This window comes from Sphingorhabdus sp. YGSMI21 (genome assembly GCF_002776575.1).
In the GTDB taxonomy this organism is placed as follows: domain Bacteria; phylum Pseudomonadota; class Alphaproteobacteria; order Sphingomonadales; family Sphingomonadaceae; genus Parasphingorhabdus.
In genome coordinates this window covers 1,710,112-1,737,077 of record NZ_CP022548.1, presented here as the reverse complement: position 1 = coordinate 1,737,077, position 26,966 = coordinate 1,710,112, and the positions used below count along the sequence as shown (strand labels likewise).

At 58.2% G+C, this 26,966-nt stretch carries 29 protein-coding genes, 1 tRNA gene and 1 pseudogene; 18 read left to right on the top strand and 13 right to left on the bottom strand.

The window, feature by feature from the left end; translation table 11 throughout:
- Positions 1-12 precede the first annotated feature (12 nt).
- From CHN51_RS08455 to mutM, 3 genes are all read right to left on the bottom strand, one after another.
- Positions 13-669 carry a DUF4136 domain-containing protein gene (locus CHN51_RS08455; protein ID WP_100093621.1) on the bottom strand — a complete coding sequence of 219 codons (657 nt, stop codon included), beginning with the start codon at positions 667-669 and terminating at the stop codon, positions 13-15.
- 255 nt (positions 670-924) lie between these two features.
- Positions 925-1,194, bottom strand: coding sequence for a 30S ribosomal protein S20 (rpsT, locus tag CHN51_RS08450; RefSeq protein WP_100093620.1), 270 nt, complete (start codon positions 1,192-1,194; stop codon positions 925-927).
- Between the two features lie 112 nt (positions 1,195-1,306).
- Positions 1,307-2,119: a bifunctional DNA-formamidopyrimidine glycosylase/DNA-(apurinic or apyrimidinic site) lyase gene (mutM, locus tag CHN51_RS08445; RefSeq protein WP_100093619.1), complete on the bottom strand. Its 813-nt coding sequence runs from the start codon at positions 2,117-2,119 to the stop codon at positions 1,307-1,309.
- Between the two features lie 105 nt (positions 2,120-2,224).
- On the opposite strand from mutM, the gene CHN51_RS08440 reads away from it, so the two are divergent.
- The 9 genes and pseudogenes from CHN51_RS08440 to CHN51_RS19540 all read left to right on the top strand — a co-directional run.
- A complete protein-coding gene (locus CHN51_RS08440; protein ID WP_100093618.1) occupies positions 2,225-2,965 on the top strand; it encodes a class I SAM-dependent methyltransferase in 741 nt (246 codons plus the stop codon).
- Between the two features lie 13 nt (positions 2,966-2,978).
- Positions 2,979-4,532: a 2-polyprenylphenol 6-hydroxylase gene (gene ubiB / locus CHN51_RS08435; RefSeq protein WP_100093617.1), complete on the top strand. Its 1,554-nt coding sequence runs from the start codon at positions 2,979-2,981 to the stop codon at positions 4,530-4,532.
- A gap of 4 nt (positions 4,533-4,536) precedes the next feature.
- On the top strand, positions 4,537-5,802 hold the full coding sequence (locus tag CHN51_RS08430; protein ID WP_100093616.1) for a bifunctional phosphopantothenoylcysteine decarboxylase/phosphopantothenate synthase: 1,266 nt from the start codon (positions 4,537-4,539) through the stop codon (positions 5,800-5,802).
- Positions 5,802-6,248 (top strand): dUTP diphosphatase, encoded by a 447-nt coding sequence (dut, locus tag CHN51_RS08425; RefSeq protein WP_100093615.1) that lies wholly within the window; start codon positions 5,802-5,804, stop codon positions 6,246-6,248. Before CHN51_RS08430 ends, dut begins: the two co-directional genes overlap by 1 nt.
- Before the next feature lie 3 nt (positions 6,249-6,251).
- Positions 6,252-6,650, top strand: coding sequence for a hypothetical protein (locus CHN51_RS08420; RefSeq protein ID WP_100093614.1), 399 nt, complete (start codon positions 6,252-6,254; stop codon positions 6,648-6,650).
- 4 nt (positions 6,651-6,654) lie between these two features.
- Positions 6,655-7,434, top strand: a complete 780-nt coding sequence (locus CHN51_RS08415) for a HesA/MoeB/ThiF family protein (RefSeq protein WP_100093613.1) — start codon at positions 6,655-6,657, stop codon at positions 7,432-7,434.
- A 411-nt stretch (positions 7,435-7,845) separates the two neighbouring features.
- Positions 7,846-9,954 carry a tetratricopeptide repeat protein gene (locus tag CHN51_RS08410; protein WP_123906278.1) on the top strand — a complete coding sequence of 703 codons (2,109 nt, stop codon included), beginning with the start codon at positions 7,846-7,848 and terminating at the stop codon, positions 9,952-9,954.
- A gap of 180 nt (positions 9,955-10,134) precedes the next feature.
- Positions 10,135-10,587 (top strand): hypothetical protein, encoded by a 453-nt coding sequence (locus CHN51_RS08405; protein ID WP_240616921.1) that lies wholly within the window; start codon positions 10,135-10,137, stop codon positions 10,585-10,587.
- Between the two features lie 180 nt (positions 10,588-10,767).
- Positions 10,768-10,977: pseudogene (locus CHN51_RS19540) on the top strand (SnoaL-like domain-containing protein); the annotation flags it as partial.
- Positions 10,978-11,003: 26 nt separating this feature from the next.
- Here CHN51_RS19540 and CHN51_RS19705 read toward each other — a convergent pair.
- Positions 11,004-11,141, bottom strand: a complete 138-nt coding sequence (locus CHN51_RS19705) for a hypothetical protein (RefSeq protein WP_164089056.1) — start codon at positions 11,139-11,141, stop codon at positions 11,004-11,006.
- Between CHN51_RS19705 and CHN51_RS08400 the strand changes: the two genes are divergently transcribed.
- Both CHN51_RS08400 and CHN51_RS08395 read left to right on the top strand, forming a co-directional pair.
- The gene (locus CHN51_RS08400) at positions 11,140-12,378 is read left to right on the top strand and encodes an MFS transporter (RefSeq protein ID WP_164089054.1); all 1,239 of its coding nucleotides are present in this window, start codon (positions 11,140-11,142) and stop codon (positions 12,376-12,378) included. The genes CHN51_RS19705 and CHN51_RS08400 overlap by 2 nt on opposite strands.
- 218 nt (positions 12,379-12,596) lie before the next feature.
- Positions 12,597-13,001, top strand: coding sequence for an MAPEG family protein (locus CHN51_RS08395; protein WP_100093610.1), 405 nt, complete (start codon positions 12,597-12,599; stop codon positions 12,999-13,001).
- Between the two features lie 107 nt (positions 13,002-13,108).
- On the opposite strand, the gene CHN51_RS08390 is transcribed toward CHN51_RS08395, so the two are convergent.
- From CHN51_RS08390 to CHN51_RS08380, 4 genes are all read right to left on the bottom strand, one after another.
- Entirely contained in the window at positions 13,109-16,417 is a 3,309-nt protein-coding gene (locus CHN51_RS08390) for an FG-GAP-like repeat-containing protein (protein WP_100093609.1), read from the bottom strand.
- A gap of 534 nt (positions 16,418-16,951) precedes the next feature.
- Entirely contained in the window at positions 16,952-17,110 is a 159-nt protein-coding gene (locus CHN51_RS19700; protein WP_164089052.1) for a hypothetical protein, read from the bottom strand.
- A 342-nt stretch (positions 17,111-17,452) separates the two neighbouring features.
- Positions 17,453-17,791, bottom strand: coding sequence for an aldehyde-activating protein (locus CHN51_RS08385; RefSeq protein ID WP_100093608.1), 339 nt, complete (start codon positions 17,789-17,791; stop codon positions 17,453-17,455).
- A 23-nt stretch (positions 17,792-17,814) separates the two neighbouring features.
- Complete coding sequence (locus CHN51_RS08380) at positions 17,815-18,549, bottom strand: NAD-dependent deacylase (RefSeq protein ID WP_240616920.1); 735 nt, start codon at positions 18,547-18,549, stop codon at positions 17,815-17,817.
- Between the two features lie 115 nt (positions 18,550-18,664).
- Here CHN51_RS08380 and dapB point away from each other — a divergent pair, with 115 nt between their 5' ends.
- On the top strand, positions 18,665-19,393 hold the full coding sequence (gene dapB / locus CHN51_RS08375) for a 4-hydroxy-tetrahydrodipicolinate reductase (protein ID WP_100093607.1): 729 nt from the start codon (positions 18,665-18,667) through the stop codon (positions 19,391-19,393).
- A 63-nt stretch (positions 19,394-19,456) separates the two neighbouring features.
- Here dapB and CHN51_RS08370 read toward each other — a convergent pair whose 3' ends face one another.
- Both CHN51_RS08370 and CHN51_RS08365 read right to left on the bottom strand, forming a co-directional pair.
- Positions 19,457-19,735, bottom strand: coding sequence for a hypothetical protein (locus CHN51_RS08370; RefSeq protein WP_100093606.1), 279 nt, complete (start codon positions 19,733-19,735; stop codon positions 19,457-19,459).
- Between the two features lie 205 nt (positions 19,736-19,940).
- The gene (locus CHN51_RS08365; RefSeq protein WP_100093605.1) at positions 19,941-20,426 is read right to left on the bottom strand and encodes a hypothetical protein; all 486 of its coding nucleotides are present in this window, start codon (positions 20,424-20,426) and stop codon (positions 19,941-19,943) included.
- 141 nt (positions 20,427-20,567) lie between these two features.
- Between CHN51_RS08365 and CHN51_RS08360 the strand changes: the two genes are divergently transcribed.
- The 6 genes from CHN51_RS08360 to CHN51_RS08335 all read left to right on the top strand — a co-directional run bounded on the left by CHN51_RS08360 (position 20,568) and on the right by CHN51_RS08335 (position 23,656).
- Positions 20,568-20,828 (top strand): hypothetical protein, encoded by a 261-nt coding sequence (locus tag CHN51_RS08360; protein WP_100093604.1) that lies wholly within the window; start codon positions 20,568-20,570, stop codon positions 20,826-20,828.
- 135 nt (positions 20,829-20,963) lie between these two features.
- A complete protein-coding gene (locus tag CHN51_RS08355; protein ID WP_100093603.1) occupies positions 20,964-21,740 on the top strand; it encodes a glucose 1-dehydrogenase in 777 nt (258 codons plus the stop codon).
- Positions 21,741-21,892: 152 nt separating this feature from the next.
- The gene (locus tag CHN51_RS08350) at positions 21,893-22,288 is read left to right on the top strand and encodes a hypothetical protein (protein ID WP_100095487.1); all 396 of its coding nucleotides are present in this window, start codon (positions 21,893-21,895) and stop codon (positions 22,286-22,288) included.
- A 53-nt stretch (positions 22,289-22,341) separates the two neighbouring features.
- The gene (gene nth / locus CHN51_RS08345; RefSeq protein ID WP_100093602.1) at positions 22,342-22,983 is read left to right on the top strand and encodes an endonuclease III; all 642 of its coding nucleotides are present in this window, start codon (positions 22,342-22,344) and stop codon (positions 22,981-22,983) included.
- A gap of 94 nt (positions 22,984-23,077) precedes the next feature.
- Positions 23,078-23,485 (top strand): hypothetical protein, encoded by a 408-nt coding sequence (locus CHN51_RS08340; protein ID WP_100093601.1) that lies wholly within the window; start codon positions 23,078-23,080, stop codon positions 23,483-23,485.
- Between the two features lie 94 nt (positions 23,486-23,579).
- A tRNA-Arg gene (locus tag CHN51_RS08335) sits at positions 23,580-23,656 on the top strand.
- Between the two features lie 443 nt (positions 23,657-24,099).
- Here the strand turns inward: CHN51_RS08335 and CHN51_RS08330 are convergent.
- The 3 genes from CHN51_RS08330 to CHN51_RS08320 are packed head-to-tail and all read right to left on the bottom strand — an operon-like array spanning position 24,100 to position 26,952.
- Positions 24,100-25,383, bottom strand: a complete 1,284-nt coding sequence (locus CHN51_RS08330; RefSeq protein ID WP_240616919.1) for a TRAP transporter large permease — start codon at positions 25,381-25,383, stop codon at positions 24,100-24,102.
- Positions 25,380-25,910: a TRAP transporter small permease gene (locus tag CHN51_RS08325; RefSeq protein WP_100093599.1), complete on the bottom strand. Its 531-nt coding sequence runs from the start codon at positions 25,908-25,910 to the stop codon at positions 25,380-25,382. Before CHN51_RS08325 ends, CHN51_RS08330 begins: the two co-directional genes overlap by 4 nt.
- On the bottom strand, positions 25,903-26,952 hold the full coding sequence (locus CHN51_RS08320; protein WP_206170036.1) for a TRAP transporter substrate-binding protein: 1,050 nt from the start codon (positions 26,950-26,952) through the stop codon (positions 25,903-25,905). Before CHN51_RS08320 ends, CHN51_RS08325 begins: the two co-directional genes overlap by 8 nt.
- Between the last annotated feature and the right edge of the window lie 14 nt (positions 26,953-26,966).

Here is a 26,966-nt window from a genome sequence, read left to right as displayed (position 1 = left end):
GCACTCCGTCTGTTATTTTTCGGGGGCTATCGAAATCCGTACCTGCTCGCCGTTGTTGCCGGGAAAGTCCGTGAACATCGCTTCGACGAGATTGGGTACAAGATAGGTCAGGTTTTTCGACCGCGACAGCGCCTCGGCCTTGCCTTCAAACAGGCGCTCGCCATCCACCGCACGGTCAATCTTCATGTCCAGTTCCGTGGTATAGACGGTAAAGCTCCGGACACCGTTATAGCCGGAGAAACCGTAGCCTCCGTAGAGAAACGGATCGTGGAAACCGTAGCGGTAGCCAGGACGCCTGTAATAGCCGCCGAACCGGGCTGAAGGATAGAATGGATCGACGTCGGCAACGACTTTCTCGCGTCCCTTGTCAATATCATAGTCCATGCTGACAATCAGTTCAGCCGCTGCGGGATCGTCGCTGCGTTGATATCCAAGCTCGAGCATTTTCTGCTCGACCAGCATCGCATATTGACCGAACTCGAGTCCGCCCGAAAGATCGGGATCGGCTGCAACCACGGTAAAGCTCTGGCCCGTGGTGTCAGGAAGCGCAACAAAACGCTGAACGTCGGCACGAAACGGTGTTGCACAAGCCGCGAGAGAAAGAAGCGCTACCGGCGCCAACAGGGACAGCCGCCGACGGCTGAATACGTGTTTCGTGAAATTACTCATGTTTCTTCCTTAAAATTACCCACCATCTTGGCCCGCAGGATAGACAAGCCGGGCTGAACCGGCTTTGAACGGCGACAGATCGACACGTTGGGCCGACTTGAACCGTTTCCCTTCAACAGCACAAGGAAAAACGGGAATATTCGCTGGCTTCAGCAACAACATCGGGAAGCTGCGCGAATCGAAGCGCCGCGATCGCCCAAAAGAAAACCCGCCACAATCGGGCGGGTTATCTTTTTTTTCGATTTGCGGCGCTGATTAAGCGGTTTGCAGCGCGGCAACCCGTTTGGTCAGGCGGCTGAACTTCCGCGACGCTGTATTCTTGTGGTACAGGCCCTTGGAAACACCGCGCGCCAGTTCAGGCTGTACGGCCTTGAGCGCCGCTGCTGCCACGTCCTTGTCGCCGGCCTCAACCGCAGCGTCTACGGCCTTGATCTTGGTACGGATCTGGCTCAGGCGATTCTTGTTGATCGCGGTACGGCGCGTGTTGCGACGGATACGTTTTTTTGCTTGCGGCGTATTAGCCATGAAAAACCCTCAAAATCTGAAATTAAATGCCGGTACTTTTCGAATAGCTTCCGGCTCAAGAGCGCGGCCAATAGCGTGACAGCCGATTCTCGTCAATAGCTTAGTGAGCCGCTTATTTCTGACATTGCGAGCAGTAAAAGGTCGAGCGCCCGCTATCGACTCGGCGCAGCACTGTCGCACCGCATTCACAGGCCCCTCCTTCCCTGCCGTAGACCCGCCAGTCCTTGGCGAAATAGCCCAGTTCCCCGTCCGGTTGCACGAAATCGCGCAGGGACGACCCGCCAGCCGCGATGGCCGCGATCAAAACCTGTTTTATCGCGGCAACGAGCCGCTCGTAGCGTGGCTTCGATATCGCGGCACCCTTTCGGCCCGGGGATATGCCCGCCATATGCAGCGCCTCGCAAACATAGATATTGCCGAGTCCCGCGACCGTGCGCTGGTCCAGCAACAGCTGCTTGATCGGGGCCTTGCGGTCTCTGGTCGCGGCTTTGAGATAAGCGCCGGTAAAATCCTCACTCAACGGTTCCGGCCCCATCGCCACAAAAGGCTTGTAACTGTCCAGATCACCGGTGCGAACGATGTCCAGCGAACCGAATCGGCGCGGATCGTTGAGCGTCAGCCGGTGGCCGGATTCCGTTTCCAGCAACAGATGATCATGTTTCTCGATCTCTTCCGGATCAATCCGCCAGCGCCCCGACATGCCGAGGTGAAAGATCATCACGTCGCCCCGGTCGGTTTCGATCAAACCATATTTTGCCCGCCTGCCGAGCGAAATGACCATCGCGCCGGTCATTCTCTGCCGCAAATCGACCGGAATCGGCCAGCGCAGATCGGCGCGGCGCGGTTCCACCAGAGTGAGGCGCTGCCCCTCGAGCACCGGACGCAATCCAGCCACGGTTGTTTCTACTTCGGGCAGTTCTGGCATGGCAGTCCTTATCCGTTACGGTCCAAAGGGCAGCTATAGAGTGATTGCAGTGCTGCCAAGGCTCGTCTACTCGGGATTTCAAAGAAAAATCAGCACGGACAAAAAATGGCCATCGAAAGCAAAACCGTCTCCTTCGGCTATGAAGAGGTCGACGAGAGCGAAAAGACCGGCAAGGTTGGCGCGGTATTTTCCAGTGTCGCGTCCCGCTATGATGTGATGAACGACGCGATGAGCGCGGGAACCCATCGTCTGTGGAAAGACCGCTTCGTTCGCCGCGTCAAGCCACGGGCAGGCGAAACGATTCTCGACATGGCCGGCGGCACCGGCGATATCGCCTTTCGCATGGTCGACAGCGGTGCCGACATCACGGTTGCCGACATCAACGCGGAAATGCTGGCCGAAGGGATCGAACGGGCGCTCGAGAAGGATGAGACGCGCCTGGTCTGGAGCCAGCAAAATGCCGAGGAGCTAAACTTCCCCGACGCCCATTTCGATGCCTATACGATCGTCTTCGGCATCCGGAACGTCACCCATATCGACAAGGCTCTGGCCGAAGCCCACCGTGTACTGAAATATGGCGGACGTTTCTATTGCATGGAATTTTCCCAAACCAGATGGCCCGGTTTTGACAAGGTCTACGAAACCTATTCCCACCATATCCTGCCCAAAGTCGGCAAGGTCCTGGCGAATGACGAGGCCAGCTATCGCTATCTCGCCGAATCGATCGCAAAATTCCCGCCGATGGAAGAGTTTCGCGCGATGATTCAGGCCGCCGGGTTTAGCCAGACCAAGGTGGAACCGATGATGGGCGGGCTGGTCGCTATCCACAGCGGCTGGAAAGTCTGAACCCGGATAAGCGATGACCAGTTCCCGCACCCATATATTCCGCCTGCTCAAATGGGGCCGCACGCTCGCCAAACATGGTGCGCTGCGCGACCTCGAGAAGCACAAGGCAACCCCGCCGCAGGTCCGCCGCCTGTTTCGCATCGCCCGGATCGGTACGTTCCAGCCGAAAGAACCCAATTATTCGGCCGCCCTGCAGGCCATTGGTCCGGCAGCGATTAAACTCGGCCAGACGCTGGCGACCCGCCCCGATGTCATCGGCGAGGCGGCGGCGCGCGATCTGCTGCAATTGCAGGACAGCCTGCCTCCGGTCTCTTTCGACCTGATCCGCGACGAGATTGAACTCAGCCTCGGCAAGCCCCTCGACGAGCTGTACAGCCATATTGATCCCGATCCTGTAGGCGCCGCCTCGATAGCGCAGGTGCACCGCGCTACGACGCTGGAAGGCAAGGATGTCGCGGTCAAGGTACTGCGCCCCGGCATCATCAAGAAATTCTCCCAGGATATTGAGACCTACGAATGGGCCGCGGCGCATCTCGAGGCTTTGGGCGGTGAAGCCAAGCGCCTGCGACCGCAACTGGTCATCGCCAATTTCCGGCGCTGGACAATGCGTGAACTCGACCTGCGGCGCGAGGCCGCCAGCGCATCGGAACTGGCCGAACATATGGCGCAGGTCGATCAATATGAGATACCGGCCATCGACTGGGACCGGACGTCAGGCCGCGTGCTGACGCTCGACTGGGTCGACGGGATAAAGATATCGAACCGCGAAGGTCTGGTTGCGGCCGGCCATGATCTGGATGCAATTGCCAGCCGGCTTGTGCACACATTCCTGAAACAGGCAATCGAGGCCGGCTATTTCCATGCCGACATGCACCAGGGCAATCTGTTTGTGAAAGCGGACGGCACGATTGTCGCCATCGATTTCGGCATCATGGGGCGAATCAACCGGAAAGCCCGCTTCTGGCTGGCAGAAATCCTCTACGGCCTGACCACCGGCAATTACAAACGCGTCGCCGAAATCCATTTCGAGGCGCAATATGTCCCCGACCATCACAGTATGGAGGATTTCGCCACGGCCCTGCGCGCGGTCGGCGAGCCGATGCGCGGCAAACCGGTAAGCGAACTGTCGGTCGGCGATATGCTCGACGGGCTGTTCGCCATCACCCGCGATTTCGATATGGAAACCCAGCCGCATCTGCTGCTGCTGCAAAAGACGATGGTCATGGTCGAGGGCATTGCCACCGATTTGAACCCGACGATCAATATGTGGGATGCCAGCGGCCCCTATGTGAAGGAATGGATCCGCGGCGAACTGGGGCCCGAAGCCGCGATTGCCGACCGGATCAATGCGGACGTCGACACATTGTTGATGCTTCCCGACATTGTCCGCCGGCTTGATGCCCAGCTCCCCCGCCAGGGCGGCGCACCGCCGCCGCCGCCGGTTGCCGATGTCGAGCTGATCTGGGAAAAGCGGAATAATGGCCAGGGCGGCGGATTCTGGCGCTATGCTCTGACAGTAGTGGTAGCGGCCGCTGCGGGAGCTGGCGCCGTTTGGATGTGGGGGTGATTTTGTGACGAAGCATATTCTCCTGATCATCGGCGGCGGCATTGCCGCCTATAAAGCAGCAGAGCTGATCCGCCTGATCAGGAAATCCGGCATGACGGTCCGCTGCGTGTTGACCGAATCGGGAGCGCAATTTGTCACGCCGATGACGCTCGCGGCGCTTTCCGAAAATGAAGTGCACACAACCCTGTGGAGTCTGAAGGACGAAGCGGAAATGGGTCATATCCAGCTCAGCCGTGAAGCCGATCTTGTCGTCGTCTGTCCGGCCACGGCCAATCTGCTGGCCAAAATGGCGGGTGGGGTCGCCGATGATCTGGCGACGACCTTGTTGCTGGCGACCGATACACCGGTGATGGCAGTCCCGGCAATGAATGTGCGAATGTGGCAACATGCAGCGACCCAGCGCAACATCGAGCAGCTCCGGTCCGACGGGATCACCGTGATACAACCGGATGAAGGCGCCATGGCCTGCGGCGAATATGGTCCCGGACGATTGCCGGAGCCCGAAACAATCATGGCGGAAATCAGCGCGATGCTCGTGTCGCCATCTCTGACGGCAATCGGCACGCAATCCACCGAACTGGGTCACAATCCGCTCGACGGCCAGCCTGCCTTTGCCCCCGACCGGCACCGCCCATTGCGCGGCAAGCATGTGCTGATAACCGCCGGCCCGACCCATGAGCCGATAGATCCGGTCCGCTATATCGCCAACCGCTCTTCCGGGCGTCAGGGCTTTGCCATTGCCGCCGCGGCCGCCGAAGCCGGAGCGCAGGTAACATTGGTTGCGGGTCCGGTGCATCTCACCACACCTGCGGGCGTCATGCGGGTCGATGTCGAGACCGCGCTTGAAATGGAGCAGGCCGTCCAGGACGCCCTGCCCGCCGATGTCGCGATCATGGTCGCCGCCGTCGCCGACTGGCGCGCCGACAGCCGGTCCGGGCAGAAGATCAAGAAAAAAGGGGCTGCGCCCGCACCGCTCAAACTGACCGAAAATCCCGATATATTGGCGGGTCTCGCGCAGCATGAAAAACGCCCAGGCCTGCTTATCGGCTTTGCCGCCGAAACCGAGAATATCGTATCCCACGCGGAAGCGAAACTGGCAAAGAAGGGCTGCGACTGGATTGTCGCCAATGATGTGTCCGGCGACGTGATGGGCGGTGCGGACAACAGTGTCCATATCATCACCCGGTCCGGCGCCGAAATCTGGGAACGCCTGCCGAAGCCGGAAGTGGCCCGGCGTCTCATAGCCAAAATCAGTGAGGAACTCGCCTGATGTTCGAACCCGTCGATATTGCCGTCAAGCGTCTGGACCACGCTGGCGACCTTCCCTTGCCGTCCTATGAAACCAGTGGCTCGGCCGGAATGGATATTAGGGCAGCGGAAGATCTCACGATCGCGCCGGCCGGGCGGGGCCTTATCGGGTCGGGCTTCGCCTTTGCCATTCCTCACGGCTATGAAATCCAGGTCCGGCCCCGTTCCGGACTGGCGCTAAAAAAAGGGGTCAGCATTCCCAACACCCCGGGCACGATCGACAGCGACTATCGCGGCGAGCTGAAAGTGATCCTGATCAACCACGGCGAGGAGGACTTCGTTGTCCAGCGCGGCGACCGGATCGCCCAGATTGTCGTCGCACCTGTCCAGCGCGGCATTCTCAAAGAGGTTGACCGACTCGACGAGACTGCGCGAGGAGAAGGTGGTTTTGGATCAACGGGAGTGTAGAAAATGGGTATTTCAACTCTAATTCTCGCAGCAGCACTGCAGACCGGTTCGGTCACCAGTACAGGAATCCCGCCGGTACCCGACGATTTACGCGCCGTGCCGGTAGCGGAATTCAGACGAAAGCCGGAATATAGCTACAAGGAATCGCTGAACGCGAAAAAACTGGCAGCGGATTGTACACCGACAGAAAAACTGTTCGGTGGAGAAAATTATTTCGTCGAGGTCCTGCTTTTGGTGGATGGCAAGAGGAGCCTTCGCCAGGTGACGCCGATTTCCATCCAGTGTCCGGCGCTGGAGGAATATGTCGCCCGCTATTTTGCCCGGGTGGGCAAGAATAACATGGAATCGACACCAGACCGGAAGCCCGCCTGGCGCCGTAGCGTCCTGAAATTCTACTGGTAGGCTATTGGACCTTACGGACGAACAGCTCGACCGCTATGCCCGCCATATCGTGCTCAGGGATATTGGCGGGGCGGGGCAGAAGAAGATTCTCGACGCGCATATTCTGATCGTCGGAGCGGGCGGCATCGGTTGCCCGGCCATTCAATATCTGGCGGCCGCGGGAATTGGCGCGCTGACCATTTTTGACGATGATATCGTGTCGCTATCGAACCTGCAGCGGCAGGTATTGTTTACCGAAAATGATGTCGGAAAAGCAAAAGTTGAAGTTGCCGAAGTTGCTGCGCAGCGCGTCAACCCGGACGTCAGAGTTTTTCCAATAAATCAAAGACTTACCGCGCAGCATTTCGCAGAGGGCGCCGCAGCATTTTTTGCGCCTTTCGACGCGATTATCGACGGCACGGACAATTACCAGACCCGCCTGCTCGTCTCCGATCTGTCCGTCACCCACCGCATCCCGCTGGTTTCCGCGGCGATCGGCCAGTTCCAGGGACAGCTCGGCACGTTCCGCGGCTGGGAGGAGGACAAGCCCTGCTACCGCTGTTTCGTCGGCGACGCGCTCGACCCCGAAGATTGCGACAATTGCAGCGAAGTTGGCGTTCTCGGCGCAATGGTCGGCCTGATGGGCAGCTTCGCGGCGATGGAAGCGATCCGCGTGATCACCGGCTTCGGCCAGGACCCCGCCGGAAAACTCCAGCTTTTCGACGGCCTCGCGCCCTCCATGCGCAGCATCAACCTGCCCAAGGACCCGCATTGCAAAAGCTGTGGCACGCCGCCACCAACTTGAATGACGCAAAACCTTGTCTGAGGGTGATCTGTAACCGTCTATCGAGCCCGCGCCGCTTCCCTGAAACCGGACACACAAGGTCCTGTGCCCACGATATACCAACCTGAAATTCGTCCGTAAGGGAATATTGCAAACAGGGGGGATTTTGGTCGCGCGAAGGGTCGAGTGAGAAGGATCGCTTCTCAGCCGTTTATGCACAAAACGCTTCATGGAGGTGACCGAAAATAGCAGAGGTCCGGAAACCACCACCCATCGCGGATATTGGGGATCGCTGCGGTAAAAATCTGCCGGAACACAAAAGCGGACATGGAAACAAGCCCGTCATCGTGGGTCAAGGCTCCCGCCGATTAATCGATTGCGCCGACGTCAATTTGCATTATGTTTCCCTATGGTGGTTGGGGGGCGGCCTTTTTGGATTCTTCAGAGCAGCAAGATAATCTCACTGAATCCAGCGGGTGTGCACAGGCGGCGCTTTTTGGGCCATTCCAGCTTATCATGAAAGACGGCGCGGAAGTGCTTATCTCAAATCGTCGCGCACGTGCTATGCTGGCAATGTTATGTTTGGCACCGGATGAGCCTATTGATCGCGATCATTTGAGCAGGCTTTTATGGCCCGGCCGGTTTGAAGCACAGGCAAAAGCCAGTTTGCGGCAATGTTTGTCAGATCTGGGGAAATTACTCGCGGCGGCGGATTGCGACCTTTTGGACATTTCACGATCCCGTATTGGCTTGAAAGCAGGTGCCGTCAGAACAGACCTGTCTGATCTGCATGATTTGCTCACGGAAGGTAAATATCTTGAAGCAACCGAAAGGCTGGTTTCCATCGGTGCCATACCTTTACTGGATCAGATGAATTACGGCGAGGCATTTGACGATTGGCTTTCCGTGCATCGCCAGCAAGCGGAACAGCGCCTGCAAAGCGCGGTCTCTGTCGCGCTATCAGCATTGGAAAAAGGTGATAATCTCTCTGAATATGCCAGATTATCCAGTCTTTGGTCGGTGCGACATCCCCCCGCCCAAACCATAGCGGACAGGAAACAAGGCAAAGTCAGGATTGCAGTGCTTCCGTTCAAATCAATCGCCGATCCTGCCGATCACGGATTTTTTGCCGATGGTGTCGTCGACGAACTGATCACAAGTCTCGGGCAGGTGCCACAGCTTCTTGTTGCTGGTCGGACGTCATCCTTCCAATTTAAAGATTCTGACAAACCACCATCAAAGATTGCAGATACCCTTAACGTATCACATCTTTTGGAAGGTACGATTTACCGTCAGGGAGAACAGGTTCGTGTTGCGGTTAGCCTGGTTGACGCGGAGAGCGGTTTTGAATCATGGGCCTACTGCTATGATGGAAGTCTGGACGACATGTTCGCCGCACGGGCCGAGGTTGTACAGGCCATAACAAACGGGCTGAGTGATGCGCTGAAATTGACAGAACATGCATCCCAACCCCGCAAGCTGACCAGCGATAGGAAAGCTTATGGGCTTTACCTGCAAGGCCGGGCGCTAACTATCAGGGCTATCGGTGATGGAGTGCTGCCGACGGCCATCGAACTTCTGGAAAAGGCACTGGAGATCGACCCCGAATTCGCGGAATGCTGGACCGCTCTGGCTGAAGCTGAAATCAACATGACCGTCTTCACTCCCTGTCTGGACAGATTGGAGCGATGCGAAAAAGCAGCGGGATATGCGAAAAAAGCTCTCTGTCTATCGCCGCAACAGGCACATGCCCGTATCGTACTCGCCTTTTACGCATGGACGCAAAATGACATTATCGGGGCACTGGATCTGGCATTTGAAGCCTATCGACTGGAACCCAATAATCCCGATGTTTTGAACCGGGTTGGCTCCTTTCTGCTCTATTGTGGGCGTTCCCGGGACGCCTTGCCCTATATTGAAGCCAGCATAGATCAGGATCCGGTGAACGGGCGGAATTACGCCATACTTTCCGGTGTGCATCTCAATCTCGGCAATATCGAGGCAGCTGTAGAAGCGGGACAGAGGATGGTGGACCTGGGGTTTCCATCTCTGTGGCTCGCGGCAGCATTGGCGGTATCGGGCGACAGAGAGGCTGCGATCGAAACCTATCAGCTAACAAAGAAGCTGATGAACACCGTGATATACCCGCCAGCTGGCAGTGCGCCGCTCAACCCCGATGCTATGGATGCCTATTGGTTGATGGCTGCGAAGGGGCTTTGGAGCGGGAAAGACCAAGACCGCAAAAATTATTGCATGGTGTTGGAGATGCTCCACGCCACCCTGCACGATCCCTGTGACTCGACGATCGTTCTCCCCGCCATTTGGATGGGCGAGGCGCCGATGGTTTTCAAAACTCTCGGCACACAGATTACCACCGCCAATTTTTTCGCCTTCATGTCGCTCTGGACCAATGCGGAGCCCATAAACCGGGTCCGACTGCATCCCGATTTCATGGATTTCGTCGAACGGATCGGGATGGTTGCAGCATGGGAAAAATATGGCTGGCCAGATTTGCTGCCGAAGCCTTCAACCATAATCTAAGCCATTATTGACGCTTTTTTGACGGTAGTGCCGTTGACCGGATGTTACATCCTAGCCCATCAACACCGCACTGAAATTGCACACAAGTTAGACTATTTGAACTGGCCCGGAAAACCTCGGCTGCCGTCAATGGGATAGCTTTGCCTGTAGTTTCAATCAAACCAAAACAGGAGAATGGTGATGAAACTGACCAAGAAGATGATGATCGCGACTGCGATGCTGGTGACAACTCCGATGGCCCTGCCAACGGTCGCAACGGCGCAGGAATTCCCGTTGGTCGCCGGAGAATTTTCCGAAGTCAGTGGCATATATGTCAAAGATGGTGGGGTTTATAAATACGCGCAATGGCTCGCCACAGAATGGAAGAAAAATGCTGAGTTCGCCAAATCTCAAGGCTGGCTCAACGATTATAAAATCTACGTCAACGCTCACCCTCGTGACGGTGAACCCAATATCTATATCATGAGAATTTTTTCCAGCTTGCCCGATGCTGCAGAATCCGAACGGCGTGACGCGGCTTATGATGCATGGGCCAAAAAGACCGCTGAGCAGCAAATTGCAGAATCCGGCAATCGCGCGGAATACCGGACCGTAAAAAGCAGCATGTTGCTTCGCGAATATAAGATTCGATAGGCCGACCTTAGGCCTATCGAACAGCGCGCGCAGGCGTTGCGTCCGGCGGATAGTTTATTGCGACCCGCTTTCCGCCGGATTTTCCCTCTTATCGCGAACACAGGAACCGGACGATATGAGCGGTGTCCATGATCTCGCACGTGATTTTTCGGCACTGGTCCGGCGAGAACTGCGGGGTTCGATGCAGCTCATCACAAGCTGACCAGTTGGCTGAGCCACAGCGCGATGGAAGAACTCAGCATGGATAGCCCGTTCATCACAGGGAACCGCTTTGCCCTGTTTATCGATATGCTGATCAGGCGCCGAGCAACCGGAGAGTGCGCACCCTTTTCCGAGATCGCCATCTACACCGTCCGCGACAGCAAGATCGTCGAGGAACGGTATTTTTAGGACTGAACAAAAAAACTCGGGTGCCCTCATACCGAACCGGGAGAAAAGCCGTTGACCCAATTTACATCCCAAGTTGCGATCCCAAATGTCGCCAAAACCGCAATCCCGGCAATGTCCGAAAACAGATATTTGCGATCGACCGCCATCATATTGCTATATTTCATGCAGGGAATCGTTGCAGGCCTCAGCCTGATCGCCATTCCTGCATGGCTCGCCGCGCGTGGTGCCTCACCTATCGAAGTTGGCGCTTTCGTCGGAACGGCAATGCTGCCCTGGTCACTGAAGCTTTTCAACGGTCTGTTGATGGACCGCTTTACCTATCGACCAATGGGCAGGCGTCGTTCCTGGATTCTGGTCGCTCAGGCGATGATGATGCTGACTTTGTTTGGTCTGGCGATCGCTGCCCCTTCAGCCGGTCAGATCATCATACTCACGGGCTTTTGTTTCACCCTCAATCTCTGCGCAACCTTCAACGATGTCGCGGTCGATGGCATGGCGGTTGATCTGGTGCCCGAAGAAGAGCGAACCACCATTAACGGAATTATGTTTGGTTCTCAGACGTTGGGCATTTCTGCGTCCGGGTTTATTGCCGGGCAGTTGTTGGCGGATGACAAGATTTCCACAATGGCATTGTTGTTTGGCGCTTTTGTCGCCATCGCATCGCTGTTCATTTCCCTGTTCCGCGAACGCCCCGACGAGCGGCTTTTTCCTTGGACGAGCGGCCAGCCATCAGCGGAATGCGCCGCGCGCCAGCATACCGCCTGGCTTCCCATATTGAGGGGGATTTTTCGATCGCTGCTTTCCTCGAAAATACTGCTGTTCCTGACAGGAATGGGATTGGCCACAGCGACCTACGCGTTCACAGATTCCGTCGCGCCTATACTTGCAGTCCAGCAGTTGGGGTGGGGGAGCGACGACTATAGCAGCTTTGCGAGTATTGTCGGGCTTTTTGCGGCGATTGCGGGTGCCACGATGCCAGCATTGATTGTCCGCTGGGCGGGCCTGCGCATGACCATATCAGTGTTTTTTCTTATCCTTGCCATTGCAGCAATCGTCGGTGGCGCTACTTTGGGAAACTGGGAAAGCAGCACGATCTTTGCAGCTATCTTTGCGGTTCAATATTTCGCCAGTCTTTTTCTGACCATAGCCCTCATCGTGTGGGCTATGCGTCTTTGCGATCCTGCGATAGCCGCGAGCTTGTTTGCACTGTTTATGGCAGTCCCGAACCTCGCCCGCTCGGCCATGTCGGGCAGCTTCGGATGGCTCATCGAAGCCAGCGGTTACGCCGCTGCCTATTATGCGGTGGCTATATTATCGCTCGGCGGATTGCTTTTCTGCCTGCTCGCCAAAGTCGGCGTTGGCGCACCGGCGCATGAACAGGAAAACAGGCTGCATAGATGACGGCATTGACCGCCCATTCTCCATGCTCATCGGAAAGAACCAGGGGTTAGAAACGGTTTTGCCAGAATCCGGTACAAACTGCCTGAAAACCTGACTGACCTGGTTCGGTTCCGGAATATGGTGCGCGACACGATGTCGGCAGTATAAGTTTCCCCGCTCCCGCAATTTGCGCTTTGCCCAAAACCGCCTAAGATGCAAAAAACACAGGGAGGAATATCATGACATTACCGGTAACCGGCCTCGCCGCCGCGATTTGCGCCTTGCTGCTGATCTACTGCGCCTATGCCACGGTCAAGGTCCGCCTCGCGACCCAGATCGGCTTTGGCGACGGCGACAATCCCGATCTGCTGGCCGCCCGGCGCACCCATGCCAATCTGTCGGAACATGCGCCGGTCTTCCTGATCATGCTCGGCATCCTGGAGCTCGCCAACGCCAATCATACAGGCCTCACCGCCATTGCGGCGGTCTTCCTGATCGGCCGTGTCGCCCATATCGTCGGCATGGCCCAGCATCACAAGGGCGGCTCGCCGCGCTTTCGGCAACTGGGCGTGCTGGCCACCTGGCTGACGACGGTGGCACTGGCCTTGTGGATCCTCTTCCTGTTCGTGACGATGCACGTATAGAATATAGGCGCGTCGCGCTTGATGCGGCGTTGGTACAGCGGGACATGCTGATCGGTGGCAGGGTTCCGCATCGAGTGCGGAGCACGGCTTGCCTGCTAGGCCGATGCTTATCGCGCGGCTGACCGTTCGATCAACAGCTCGCCGCTCCTCAGCTTGGCGGGGGTTATGCGCGTTACCTCACCATCCGGCCATTTTACTTCAACCAGCGAGACTGTCTTGCCGGAACCAAGGCCGAAATGGGCGGCGATCGGGTCGAAGGACATATAGCCGCCGCTCGCCCGCACCCAGCGACGCTGACAGGGACCGGGCCGGATATCGGTGGTGCCGCCGGTGCAGATGGTGACCATCGCGCCGACGCCCATGCTGTTGCCGATCGTATCGCGCAACCTGATCCACAGAGCCTGGCCGGCGGGCCGGTCGTTGCGGTGCACCACCATCGACAGGCTTTCCGGCGGGCGCAGCACATCGATATCGCCGTCGCGGTCAAAGTCGGTCAGCGCGTAGCTGTAGGACGGCGCGATATCCCCGAGACCGGAGCTGTCAGTAGCATTTTTGAAGCGGCCCTGATCGTTGCGATAGAAAATATTGGGTGTAGATCTGCCGGGGGACAGCCAGACACCCGTCATGACAAGCAAGTCCTGCAAGCCATCCTGATCGAGATCCGCGAAGCGGCTGTTCCATCCCCAGCCCGGCATACGTACCTTTTGCGCCTCGGCTTGATCGCGAAACCGGCCGTCGGCTGACCCTGTGAACAGCATATTGCCGTTCATCACCATGGGTACATGACGCGCCGCCAGCAGCTCGCCCTTCAATTGCGACGAGCGATTCAGATTCAGTCCGGCACACATATATTGCAGCGCGGGCGTCTCTGCCAGTTTCGTGTGGCACAAACGAACCGCTTGCTTTGCGGATGTCCCTTGATTTTTCTGGAGGTCGATTTCGAGCTGGTTGAGATAGGCCATAGCCGCGCAAACACTGCTGTCCCGATCACTCATCAATTGCCGGCATTTGAATTTTGCGCCCTGGCCATTTTCCCGAATCTGGTCGATCGAGCGCATTTCGTTGGAGCATTGACGGATATCATCGCTGTTCCAGCCGAGGTCCGCTGCCGCCTGTGAACATATTTCAAAATGCCGCGCACCCATCCGGGCATCGTCACGGTCCCGCAGGTTGCGATCTGATATCTGCACGCCGTAGACATCCGCCACCAGATCATTGTTCCAGTCACCCAGATCATAGCTCATCGATGTTCTGAGCAGATAGGGAAAGGGCTGGGTGGCAGCGCCATTTGGCAAGGTCTGCCGACCGGGCCCGAAAAATAGCAGTTCGTCCGTCCCGGCAACATCGTCGCCCTTGAGCAGATCGGGATAGCCGTTGCCGTCAAAATCATGGGCAAGCAGTGTCAATGTCTGCCCCGGCGTCACTGGTAATGGCGTCAGTTCGGGCGTGCCCGGACCATCATTCCAGACCATGAACACCTTTGCATCGATGGCCTGTCCACTTCTGATGCTTTCCCGACCGGTTCCACTCGCCCAGCCACCGATGGCCATATCCAGCCGGGAATCCCGGTCGAAATCGGCGAAGGCAAGGGTGAGCGCGCGAACTCTCTCCGGCAGGTGCAAGACGAAAGCACCGGCATTGGAGAGAGCAAATTGACCGTCATCATTGGGAATGATCAGAACCTCGCCCATCCGGGTAGAGCCGATCAGGTCAAGCATGCCATCGCCGTTCCAGTCGGCAAAAGCCACATCGAGAAACTCGCTGGCCGCATATTTGCCGAGATATACATCCTGTCGTGCGAAACGACCGCCGAGATTCCGATATAGTGACAGCCCGGTACCGCCGGTCGGGCGACGGACCAGCACGTCGTCCCAGCCATCTCCGTCGACATCACCGGCCGCGATCGCGCCGCCGAACATATAAGTGTCTATTTCAAAAAGCGGCGTAGTCGTGCCTTCCTCAGCCAGGCCCAGGGCGCGGCCCGACAAGCGGGTGAAGATCGTCGCCCCGGAGTCCCGGCCCACAGGCGATTGCGGCGCGGCGGGATAGAGCAGGCGACTCGTCGTTATGGTGCTGCCGTTGCTGCTGGTAATTTGCCCGGGCAGGGGCTCGCGTGCCAACCGCATCGCTGCCGAGCGGCGAGACAATTCCCCCATCGGCAGCGCAGCCGGTGCCGGAGGCGCCTGCGGCAGGGCGATCGGACCGAGATCCGCTACTCCGGCCAGCACCTGCTCGCGCTCGTAACGCGCTTCGACAGGGCCTGCAAAATGGGCTAATATTCCGCCTGTGACAGCCATCGCGATCACAGCACCGAACATCACCAGCGCGGTGCGCCGCGATATCACGCGCCACAGCACAATGACGGCATAGATGCTCGTGCTGCCCAGCGCGATCAGCGCCACCGTTGCATAGCTGCTGGTCAGGCCGATGTTGAGCAGCACGATGGTCAGGATCACGTCGAGAGCAATAGGCGCGGGCACAAATGCGGCGACCAGGGCGACGGCGATCATTGCCAGCGGCACCATCAGCATCCCGCCTCTTGGCAAGATGCCGGCAATCGCATTGGTGTCGAAAAATGATGCAATCAGCGCGCCGAGCAGCGCTGCGGCAAACATCATCGGCACGGTCAATATCGAGATGGTGAACAAATTGCCCAAGAAATTGCGCAGATACCAGACCAAGGCGCCGAGCAGACCGGCTGGCTGCGGGCCGGCATCTTTCGGCGTGAGACGCCGGGCCAGCCAGCCGGTCACACCAGTGGGCTCGGCCACAGGCGCTATCGCACCAAAGTCCGACCGGGTTCGTTCGGTTTCGCCGCGCAAGAGGAAACGGCACAAAAGCGGTACAGCCACCAACACCAGCAGCAATGCCAGCACCAGTTTGATCACCGCCATATGCAGCGGTAACAGCGCGAAAGTCATCGACACCACGATCACGTTCAACGTCGGCGAAGCCATCATCGCGGCCAGCGTGGTTTCGAGCCGCATCCGTCCCATGTGCAGGCCGACCGCGATCGGCATAGCACAATTGACGCATACGCCTAGCGGCGCACCGATTGCGGCGCCAAGCGCGGCATTGCCGAAGCTGCCCTTGAGTTGCCGACGCCGCAACAGCGAGAGCAAGGTCAACAAGGCAGCGCCGAACAATATGCCAAAGGTCATACCTTTGATATTGGTGACGATCCAGTTGGCAGTATTGGCGACCAGCGTCCACCACAGAGCGCTGTCGGGGAAAATATCATAGACGATATCGAAGGCCAGACCCGACAGCGGCGTATCACCACCCATGGCGGCCTTGCTGTTCAGCGCCGGATAGCGGGAACCGGTCCAGAAAGTGATCGCGAGGCCCGCCATCGCCAACAGGGCAATGGCCAGCCGCGAATCGCGTCCCGTGGTTTCAGGAGAACTGATCTTCATATGAATGGCGGAATTAACCCAAATATACTGGCCATACGGGAGCCGCGTAGCACGTAGTGATGCCGGCTATTTAACTTGGACCAACAGTAAAGGGGCCGGAAGCAAATTCAGTCGTAGAATAAGTTTTGCTTTCGGTGCTCGCCGTGTCACTCAACAAAACGAGCTCCGGCTTTTGATATACTCTCTTGCCGCTAGAGACGGTCTGGCTTGACGCTATTTGGCTTTTGTAATTCATGATCATTCCCTTCTACCCTCCCTAATGCCGGGTTTCTTGGCTTGAATAGTTGGTTAGGAGCGAACCCGCTCCTGTCAATCTTAAGCATTATCCGAATGAGAAGAAAAGCCTTCTTTACTGGTCAGTTTAGGCGACGCGAAGACAGAAAAGACCGAAAACAATTCGTCGCAAGCGCAGGAAACCAGGAAACTCCCGCACTTGGGCGCGGAACCGGCTAACCGTGCGTCACCAGCTACCACATCAGAATATAGCGGGCCATCATCCTATCTCGCGGGCAGTGTTGCGGCGATGTTTGCGGGTTAGCTCGGACCAGTTGTAGAAGTAAATACTGCATCTTCCACTGTGGCATAAGAAGATTTCCCCTCAGCACTTTTAGCATTACTCAACAGAACAAGTTCCGGCTTTTCATATATTTTCTTGCCAGCTCCGCTTGCAGACTTCCGTTCATTATCGTTCATTATTATATTTCCCCGTATCTAGGTTCGATGCCGATAGGCCCGCCATGAAACATGAACCTGAGCAAATCGGCGCCCGCACTTAGTAAACATCAACATGTTGAGAAGGGAAGTCCTTTTTGCCTACCTGTGTAATTTGTCCATACAGGGTTCGAAGCCTGTCCATCAAAAGGGGATGGAAGAAACCGGAATTCTCCATAGCCCGGTCGTGAAACGACCGGTCTGTCCGATAGACCTACCGGTTTTCCCAGAGGGAATCGATCCTTATGCAGTTTCTGAACTACCCGTCCTTTTGCAAATTGGAGGCAATTTTGCCAATGGTCGAACGCTATTGGCTGCGACAACCTAGCCCCTGGCCCCGTCCACTTCGCGCACCGGCAGATGGTGCCACTCCTCTGCCTCGAACATCCGCATGTTCACGCCCATCCGTTCGGGCGACGCCGTCAGCGGGGTCCAGTGGGTGAAGCAGCCGCAGCGGCGGCAGATCCAGCTTGTGATAGTCCGGTCGCCCTGGACATAGGGGCTGATCGCGTCGGGCTGGGCGGCGATGGTCACGTCCCCGGGCGGCCAGTAGCCACCGCGCCAGCCGGTCTTGCGACACAGGGTGCAGTTGCAGCGCAGCACTTCGACAGGCGACGCCGCGACACTGATCTGCACCGCGCCGCAATGACAACTGCCCTTCATCGTCCCCACCGCGCCGTCGGCCCCTAACAGAGGCCGTGCGAGAGGACCTGCTCGACCCAGTCGGGCACCAGCGCACCCGCCTTGCCCATCCGGCTTTCGTGGAAATGGAAGCTGCCCTCCGACGGGTCGAGATTCATCTCCAGCGTGCGGGCGCCGTGATAGCGGGCGGTCTGGACGAAGCCGGCCGCCGGATAGACCGCGCCGGATGTGCCGATCGAGACGAACAGGTCGCACTGGGCGAGCGCCGCTTCGATCCGCTCCATCTGATAGGGCATTTCACCGAACCATACGATGTCCGGGCGCAGGCTGCCGGACTGGCCGCATTCGGGACAGGGCGGGCCAGAAGCCATCACCCCGTCGAACGGCGAACGCGCATCACACGCCAGACACCAGGCGCTGTTCAGCTCGCCGTGCATATGCAGCAGCCGCTTCGATCCGGCGCGATCGTGCAGATCATCGACATTTTGCGTGACCAGCAGCAGTTCCCCTGCCCATGTCTTGTCGAGCTTCGCCAGCGCCATGTGCGCGGCGTTGGGCTGCACGGCCTTCAGCTTGGCGCGGCGCTCGTCGTAGAATTTCTGCACCAGGTCGGGATCACGGACAAAGGCTTCGGGCGTCGCGACATCCTCGACCCGCTGCCCCTCCCACAGCCCGTCCGGCCCGCGAAAGGTGGCGACCCCGCTCTCGGCACTGACGCCGGCGCCGGTGAGGATGACGATATTGTTGATCGGGTTTAGCATATTGCCTTTCTTCGTCATGCCGAACTTGTTTCAGCATCCATTTCGTCTCATAGAAACTGCTTAGAGGATAAGTGGATCCTGAAACAAGTTCAGGATGACGAGATCGCGCTCAGGACGAACGGGAACAAGCATAATGACAGCCATCGGAATTATCGGCAGCAAGGGCCGCATGGGACAGGCGCTGGTCGCGGCCATAGAGGAAGCGGGGCAGACCCACGCCGGCGGCGCGGACCAGGGCGACGATATCGCGGCGCTGGTCGCGGCGAGCGATGTGCTGGTCGACTTCTCCTCCCCGAAAGCGCTGCAGGCGACGCTCGATGCCTGTGTCGCGGCGAAGAAACCCATCGTCATCGGCACCACCGGCCTGGAGGCCGGGCATCACGCCGCGATCGACGAGGCGGCGACCAAAATCCCCGTGCTGCAGACCGGCAACACTTCGCTCGGCGTCAATATGCTGGCGGCGCTGGTCGAGCAGGCGGCGAGCAGGCTCGGCGATGACTGGGATATCGAAATCGTCGAAATGCACCACCGCCACAAGGTCGACGCCCCCAGCGGCACCGCGAAATTACTGGGAGAAGCCGCCGCGCGCGGCCGCGGCATCGACCTGGCCACCAACAGCGAAAGCGGCCGCGACGGCATCACCGGCGCGCGCAAAAAGGGCGCGATAGGCTTTGCGGCGCTGCGCGGCGGATCGGTCGCCGGCGATCACACGGTCATCCTGGCGAGCGACGAGGAACGGATCGAACTGACCCACCGGGCGGAGAACCGGATGATCTTTGCGCGGGGTGCGGTGAAGGCGGCTGGCTGGCTGGTCGGGCAGAGTGCCGGGCGGTACGGGATGGACGGGGTCCTGGGGTTTTAGATCTGGCTGGCAGGACGGCCCCACTCCCGGTCTTGCGATGACGCAGCGCTATCGCCCCACTAATCAATCGTCAGTGTTTCTGCGCCTCCGCAAAACTCCGCGACGCCTGACCCGGATCATCCAGCAGGTCGACCAAATCGTCGCGATGCAACCAACTATCGTGAGCAGGCCATATACGAGCACCGCGTCATCGCTGAAGGTGACCCCGCTGCGGGCATCAAAATATTGGCCCGTTGGCCCGTAGGATATCTGCATTCTATCATAGCATAGCATCGCGAAGCCGAGAGTCAGCGCGGCCATAGAAAGGGTGGTGACAAGGCTCAGCATCTTGGCCGGTTTCACGGATATTGCTCCATCACCATGGATATCACCCCGATCTTGCCGTCCGGCCAAGAGACGGCCGGCGACAGATCGGTTTCGCCTATCGATAGAAGCAAAGCCTGAATAACCAAAGCCGAAATTCTCGCCAGATCGGCTTCGCCGGAAAGACGACTCTGGCGGCGATTGCCACTCGAAGACGGCAGGCTCTCCGTCCGGTGCTGACTCCCTATACCCCGCTTGCCCGCACGGCCCCCATTTCGGGAGCATCCATGACCGCGCCGACATCGATCGGGGCTCCATCATCCCGGCGAGTCCCGGCATAACCGATTGAATCATTCTCATAACCGCCATCAGCGCCAAAATTCTCGTCATTCCAGGCCTGCAGCCGTTCCATCCGCAGCCGGTCGCGTTTGCGGGCCGGTTCCTCCGGTACCAGAATGCGGGCGCCATTCTCATAGCGGCCGATTTCATGGCCGGCGTCGTTATATTGCGCAGGCTGCGCCGGGGACGTCCGGGTCCGCACATGAGGCATCTCGTAGGCATTCTGCCCGAGCGCATAGCGTTCGACCGGATCGACCGGCGGCGGCACGGACAGGCGGGCGTGCATCGCTTGCCGGGTCAGGTCGCCAAGAGCCATCCCCGCCATCAGCGCCAGCGACAGGCCGATTGTCGTCCAGGAAAAAATCTCCGTCGCTGTCCTTCTTGTCCCCATGCCCAGAATACGCGCGAGGTGGCGATCCGTTCCTCGTGGAGGGGGGAATCCGTCCCTGTTGCCTGCGCGCCGTCCGCAGATCCGAGCGCCGTATCGGTCACCCGGCTTGCCAATATCCACCGGACAGCATAAGCCCGCCCCATGGATTTTGATGACCAGCTGCAACGCTATTTCGGCACCGCCGACCTTGCCGCCATCCAGCCGGAAGCGATGAACGCGGGTATCGAACATATGCGCGTCGACTTCGGTCTGGAAAAGGATCGCGGGCGGCGCTTCGCTCTATGGGCAGTGCTCTATATGCTCGGAACGCACCTGGATCTCGACAAGGCGTTCGAGGACGAGGCCGACCGCAATTCGGCGCGGGATTTCATGGATATGATGGACCGGGTTCAGGGCGACTGAGCGTCGGGCCGCGGGCAGGTCCGAACAGCAACCGACCCTCGCCCCCGACTCGTGCGTGGACTTTCGCGGGACGATGTGAAAGGACTGGGTGAAAGGACTGGCCGCCAAAATGATAACAGGAGAACGAGCGTGACGATGAAGACCCTATTTGACGTGCAAGGCAAAGTGGCCGTGGTCACCGGCGGATCCAGCGGCATTGGCGCGATGATGGCACGCGGCCTGATCGAAAATGGCGCGAGGGTCTATATCACCGCCCGCAAGGAAGAGCGGCTGATGGCGATGGCCGCCGACTTGTCCGAACTGGGCGAATGTATCGCGATCCCGGCCGACCTTTCGAAGGTCGAAGGCATCGAGGCGCTGGTCGCGGCGATCGGCGAACGCGAAGAGAAAATCGATATCTTGATCAACAATGCCGGCGCGAACTGGAGCGCTTCTATCGAGGATTTCCCGGAATCGGGCTGGGACAAGGTGATGGACATCAACATCAAGTCGATCTTCTTCGCCACCCAGAAATTCCTGCCGCTGCTGAAGGTCTCCGGCAGCGCAGACGAACCGGCGCGGGTGATCAATATCGCCTCGATCAACGGCATCCGCAACTCGGGCATGCCGACCTATGCCTATACCGCCAGCAAATCCGGCGTGATCAACCTGACCGAACATCTGGCCACCGATCTCGCCCCCTATAATATCAACGTCAACGCGATTGCGCCCGGCTTCTTCCCGAGCAACATGACCAAGCAGATTGTCGAGAATGACGACATGACCAAAATGGCGATCTCGCAAATCCCGCGCGGCCGGATGGGCGCGCCGGAGGATATCGCCGGTACTGCCCTCTATCTGTGCTCGCGCGCTTCCTCCTGGATGATCGGCCAGACGCTGGTGCTCGACGGCGGGATGATTTCGCGCCCCTGATCCGGCAATACCATGGCGGCACCCGCGAATATGGCTGATTTTTGCCGGTGCCGCCCGTCTGTTCAGTAAAGCGCAACATTTCTATTTTTACAACGATGCACGACCGGGGGGTTGCCGTCGACGGGGCGGGTCAAGAAAAAAGGCCGGAAGTCATGTCCTTCAGAAATTTTGCAGCCACCGGCCTGATCGCCAGCCTGCTCTGGTCCGCCAGCGCCGTTGCCGAGCCGGCCCCCGATCTCGACACGCCGGAACGGATCAACATTCTCGTGACCTTTGGTGACGACGAATGTCCGGAGGCGCAGGGCGACGAGATTGTCGTCTGCGCGCAGCGGCCCGAATCCGAACGCTATCGCATCCCGCCCGAATTGCGCGAAAGCGAAGAGGAACAGTCCGGCGAACAAAGCTGGTCCTCGGTCGTCGCTTCGCATGACGAAGCCGCACGCCCCGGCCGTCCGGGCAGCTGTTCGGTGGTCGGCACCTTCGGCTTTACCGGCTGTCAGGCGGCGATCATGCGGCAATGGTTCGACGAGCGTCGCACGGAGCAATGAGACCATCAGCCCGGTGATTGTATTTTCGTCACCGACCGGCCATGACGGCGCGCATGAAAAAAGCCGATATCTTCGAATTCTACGCCCGCCTCGCCGCCGACAATCCTTCGCCGGAGACCGAGCTCAACTATGGCAATGTCTATCAGCTGGTCGTCGCCGTCGCCCTGTCCGCGCAATCGACCGACATCGGCGTCAACAAGGCGACGCGCAAGCTGTTCGCCGAGGTGACAACGCCGCAGCAGATGGTCGATCTCGGCCTCGACGGGCTGAAGGAGCATATCAAGACGATCGGCCTCTATAATACCAAGGCGAAGAATGTGATCGCCCTGTCGGAAATGCTGATCGCCGAATATGGCGGCGAGGTACCGGCCGACCGCGACGAGCTGGTCAAGCTGCCCGGCGTCGGGCGCAAGACCGCCAATGTCGTGATGAACTGTGCCTTTGGCGCGGAGACCTTCGCGGTCGACACGCATATTTTCCGGGTCGGCAACCGCACCGGTCTGGCGCCGGGCAAGACCGTGCTGGCGGTCGAGAAAAAGCTGGAGAAGCAGACCCCCGCCCCGTTCCGCGTCCACGCCCATCACTGGCTGATCCTGCACGGCCGCTATATCTGCAAGGCGCGCAAGCCGGAATGCTGGCGCTGTCCGGTCGCCGATCTGTGCCGGTTCAAGAAGAAGACACCCGCGCCCGCCTGAGCTGCTCCGCATCATTGCGTATTTTATTCAGCTTCGCGAAATGTGAAGCGATGTAAATTCGTACCCAGATGGCAACCATCCGCAGGAGAAGAACATGCGCTTTCAGACCCCTCTCATCCTCGCCTCCGCCCTCGCCGCCGGCAGCGTCGCCTTTGCCGCCGAGAGAGCTTCGGACGATGACAAATATGAAATCCGCGAAATTGGCGAGCCGCAAAGCTGCATCATGCGCTCCAATATCCGCTCGACCGATGTGATCGACGACCAGACCATCGATTTCAAGATGCGCAACGGCGATATCTACCGCAACAATCTGCCCAACAAATGCAGCGGTCTCGGCTTTGAAGAGGCCTTTTCCTACAAGACATCGACCAACCGGCTGTGCAACGTCGACATCATCCATGTCCTCAGCCAGACCGGCGGCCGGCTTGATACGCGCGGCGCCTGCGGCCTCGGCAAATTCCAGAAAATCGAGAAAATTCCGAAGGAGGAAAGCGCAGATTGAGCCGCGCCCGGCAGGCGATTTGCCGGCGCAGAATAATCTATTGGCAAAGCGGCAAATCCGCTGCTAGATGCGCAGCCGGCGGACCACCGCCCCGGCACCCGTAGCTCAGCTGGATAGAGCGCTGCCCTCCGAAGGCAGAGGCCAGAGGTTCGAATCCTCTCGGGTGCACCACTTAAGTAGTTGAACAATAAATAATTTTTTCGGATTTACAGTTTTCGATCTCGGCGTCACTTGAAATCAACCTGGAATCAACTTCAAGTTAAGTTGGAATCACTTATTTGAGGTGGTCGCCCTAGACTAGCTTCGATGCCAGTCGGGATATCGCTCTTTTTTTCTTGTGCTGTGGGAACAAGTTCGACGCAGAATCGAATTCTGTGGTCCCGAAAATGCGGCAACCAAGCCAGCCCTCGACATCTCAAGATGCCGCATATCTTTCGATATTCTGAGCGCTTCCTGCGATTTTTGTGCCGACACCGGCATCGCGGATCCGACCATTACAGCCAGTATAAGGGTGAGGATCAAACCAGTCAGAGTGGGCCTCACTCACTACCTCCTGGAAAGTTTCTTTTTCAAGTAACCAGTGTCAAAATATCCGATCCCGGATTGTCTCCAGACTAATTAAGCAGATTGGGCAGCGCCATCGACAGCGAAGGAATATAGCTGATCATCATAAGCGCCACGATCAATGTCAGATAGAAAGGCCAGATCGTCCGGATGGTTTCTTCGACCGAAATCTTGCCGACCGCCGCACCGACGAAAAGCACCGACCCGACCGGAGGTGTCACCAGACCGATGCCCAGATTAAGCATCATGATCACGCCGAAATGGACCGGATCGATGCCGAGCGCGCTGACGATCGGCAGGAAGATCGGGGTCGTGATCACGATCAGAGGCGACATGTCCATGAATGTCCCGAGCAATAGCAGGATGACATTGATGATCAGCAGGACCAGTATCGGATTGTCTGTCGCAGCGTTGATCAGACCGGCTAGATCCGAAGGCACTTCAAGGATTGCCAGCACATAGCCGAAACTGCCCGCCGCGCCGATAATCAACAGCACCATTGATGTGATCCGGACCGACGACATCGCCGACTCGACGAATTTCCGGTAGCCGATCGTGCGGTACACCAGCACGCCCACCATGATAGTGTAGAGCACAGCAACAGCCGAGGATTCGGTCGCCGTGAAAATCCCGCTCAATATGCCGCCAATGATGATGACGGCCGTCAGCAGGCCCGGAAACGCGAATGTTACCGCGCGCAGAAACGGACGCCATCCGGGAAAGATACCCGCAGGATAGCCGCGTTTTGTGGCGACCAGCCATGCCACCACCATCAACATGGCGCCGGTCACGATGCCGGGGATGATCCCGGCAAGAAACAGGTCGCCGATCGACACGCCGGTCCCGGAAGCGGCGGCGTAAATGATCATATTATGCGAGGGCGGGATCAACAGCCCGACGATGGCCGCGGTAATATTCACATTCGCGGCATAGTCGCGGTCATAGCCTCTTTTCTCCATCAGCGGAGAGATGGTCGAGCCCATGGCCGACACATTGGCAATGGCCGACCCCGACACCGCTCCGAACAGCATCGACGCGCCGATATTGACTTGTCCGAGCCCGCCTCTGGCCCGGCCCAGCGAGGCCTCGGCGATATCGACGAGCCGTCCCGCAATGCCGGACCGGTACATCAGGTCGCCGGCAAAGATGAAGAAAGGGATCGCCATCAGCGAGAAAACGCTGATCCCGGCCACCATTCTCTGCAGCGACACGGCAAGCGGAATATCGAGCGCAAGCAACGCTGCCGCGCTTGCCGTCAGCAAGGCAAAGGCCACCGGCACGCCGAGCGCCAGCATGAGCAGAAGGACACCGAGCAGAATGAACAGCTCCATCATAAATCTCCCGCGTCGGCCAAAATTTCTTCGATCGGTTTCTCTGCGGTCCAGCCGGGCCTCAGCAATTCTCCGACAAACCGTGTGCTGCAGAACAAAATGATGGCAGCGCCGGCGAGAGGCAGCGGCACATAGGCCCACGAGCGCGAAATCCCCAGCGAGGGAATGACGTGGCTCGAAATGATATTGGTAAGTTCTATTCCCCAGATCAGCATCATGAAGCCACAGGCTATGACCACCAGTTCGGCCATCAGACGCATCAGCCTGGCTATTGTTTCCGGCAGCGCATTTTGCAGCGCCAATATCCGGATATGGAAACCTTCATTGAAGCCCGCCGCAGCAGCCAGCACCGCATACCAGGTCATCAACAGCAGCGCGGTCTGCTCCGACCAGCTCGGACTGGCATTGAGGACATAGCGTGCATAGACCTGCCAGCCGATAATCAATGTCATCGCGACGAGGCCAGCTGAGGCTATCCACAAAATCACCTGACTTAGTCGTGCGTTGAACGCCGTGATATGATCAAGCATGGTCCGCTCCTATTTCCGCGATTTCGTCGATCAGCCTTCGTTGCGCCGGCGTCTCGATATAGTCGCGCCATACGGGCTGCACCCGCTCCACAAAGGCCTGCTGGTCGTCCACCTCATTCACCTCCACGCCGCTGGCGCGGATCGTCTTTTCGGCATCCAGCGTTTTCAGATCCCATAATTTGCGCATATAGGGCACCGATTCACGGGCGGATTTGCGGACAATCTCCTGCTCGCTTGCAGTCAACCGTTCCCAAAGCTGCCGCGACATGACCAGCACTTCGGGCGCGATAACATGACGGGTCAGACTATAATGTTTCGCGACCTCGAAATGGCGCCCTTCGAAATAGGATGGCCAGTTGTTTTCCGCGCCATCGATAACCCCCTGCACCAGCGACTGATATACTTCGCCCAATGACATCGGGGTCGGATTGGCACCCAGTTCCTGGATCAGCGAGACGTACAAATCGCTGTTCTGGACGCGCAATTTCATGCCTGCCATATCTTCGGGCGTCCGGATCGGACGTTTCGTATTGTAGAAAGAACGTGCGCCGGAATCGTAAAAGCACAGACCGATCAGGCCATGCGGTTCCAGCGAGCGAAGGACTTTCCGTCCCGGCGCGCCGTCCATCGCATCGCGCATATGTGCAACATTGTTGAACAGGAAGGGGAGCCCCAGAATATTGGTCATCGGCTCTATCGAATTGAGCGGACCGAGACTGACCCGGTTGATATCAATCCCGCCAAAGGTCGTCATTTCGAGCGTGTCCCGTTCCGCCCCCAATTGGCTGCCAGCATATAGTTTGATCGAGAGCCGGCCATCCGAATAGCCTTCCATCAGGCGGCCCATCTCGGTGATCGCCAGAGATGTGGGATAGCTTGCGGGATGAAACTCGGCCGTTCGGAACACTGAGCCCGGCGCCTTGGAACAGCCGGCCAGTGCGGTGGCGGCGATGCCTGTGACAAGCATTTGCCGCCGGGAAAAGACAGCATGCTCACCCAAAGCCAGGCCCCCGGTCGTCTTGTTCTCTCGGTATCGCATCATTGCCTCTCCCCGTT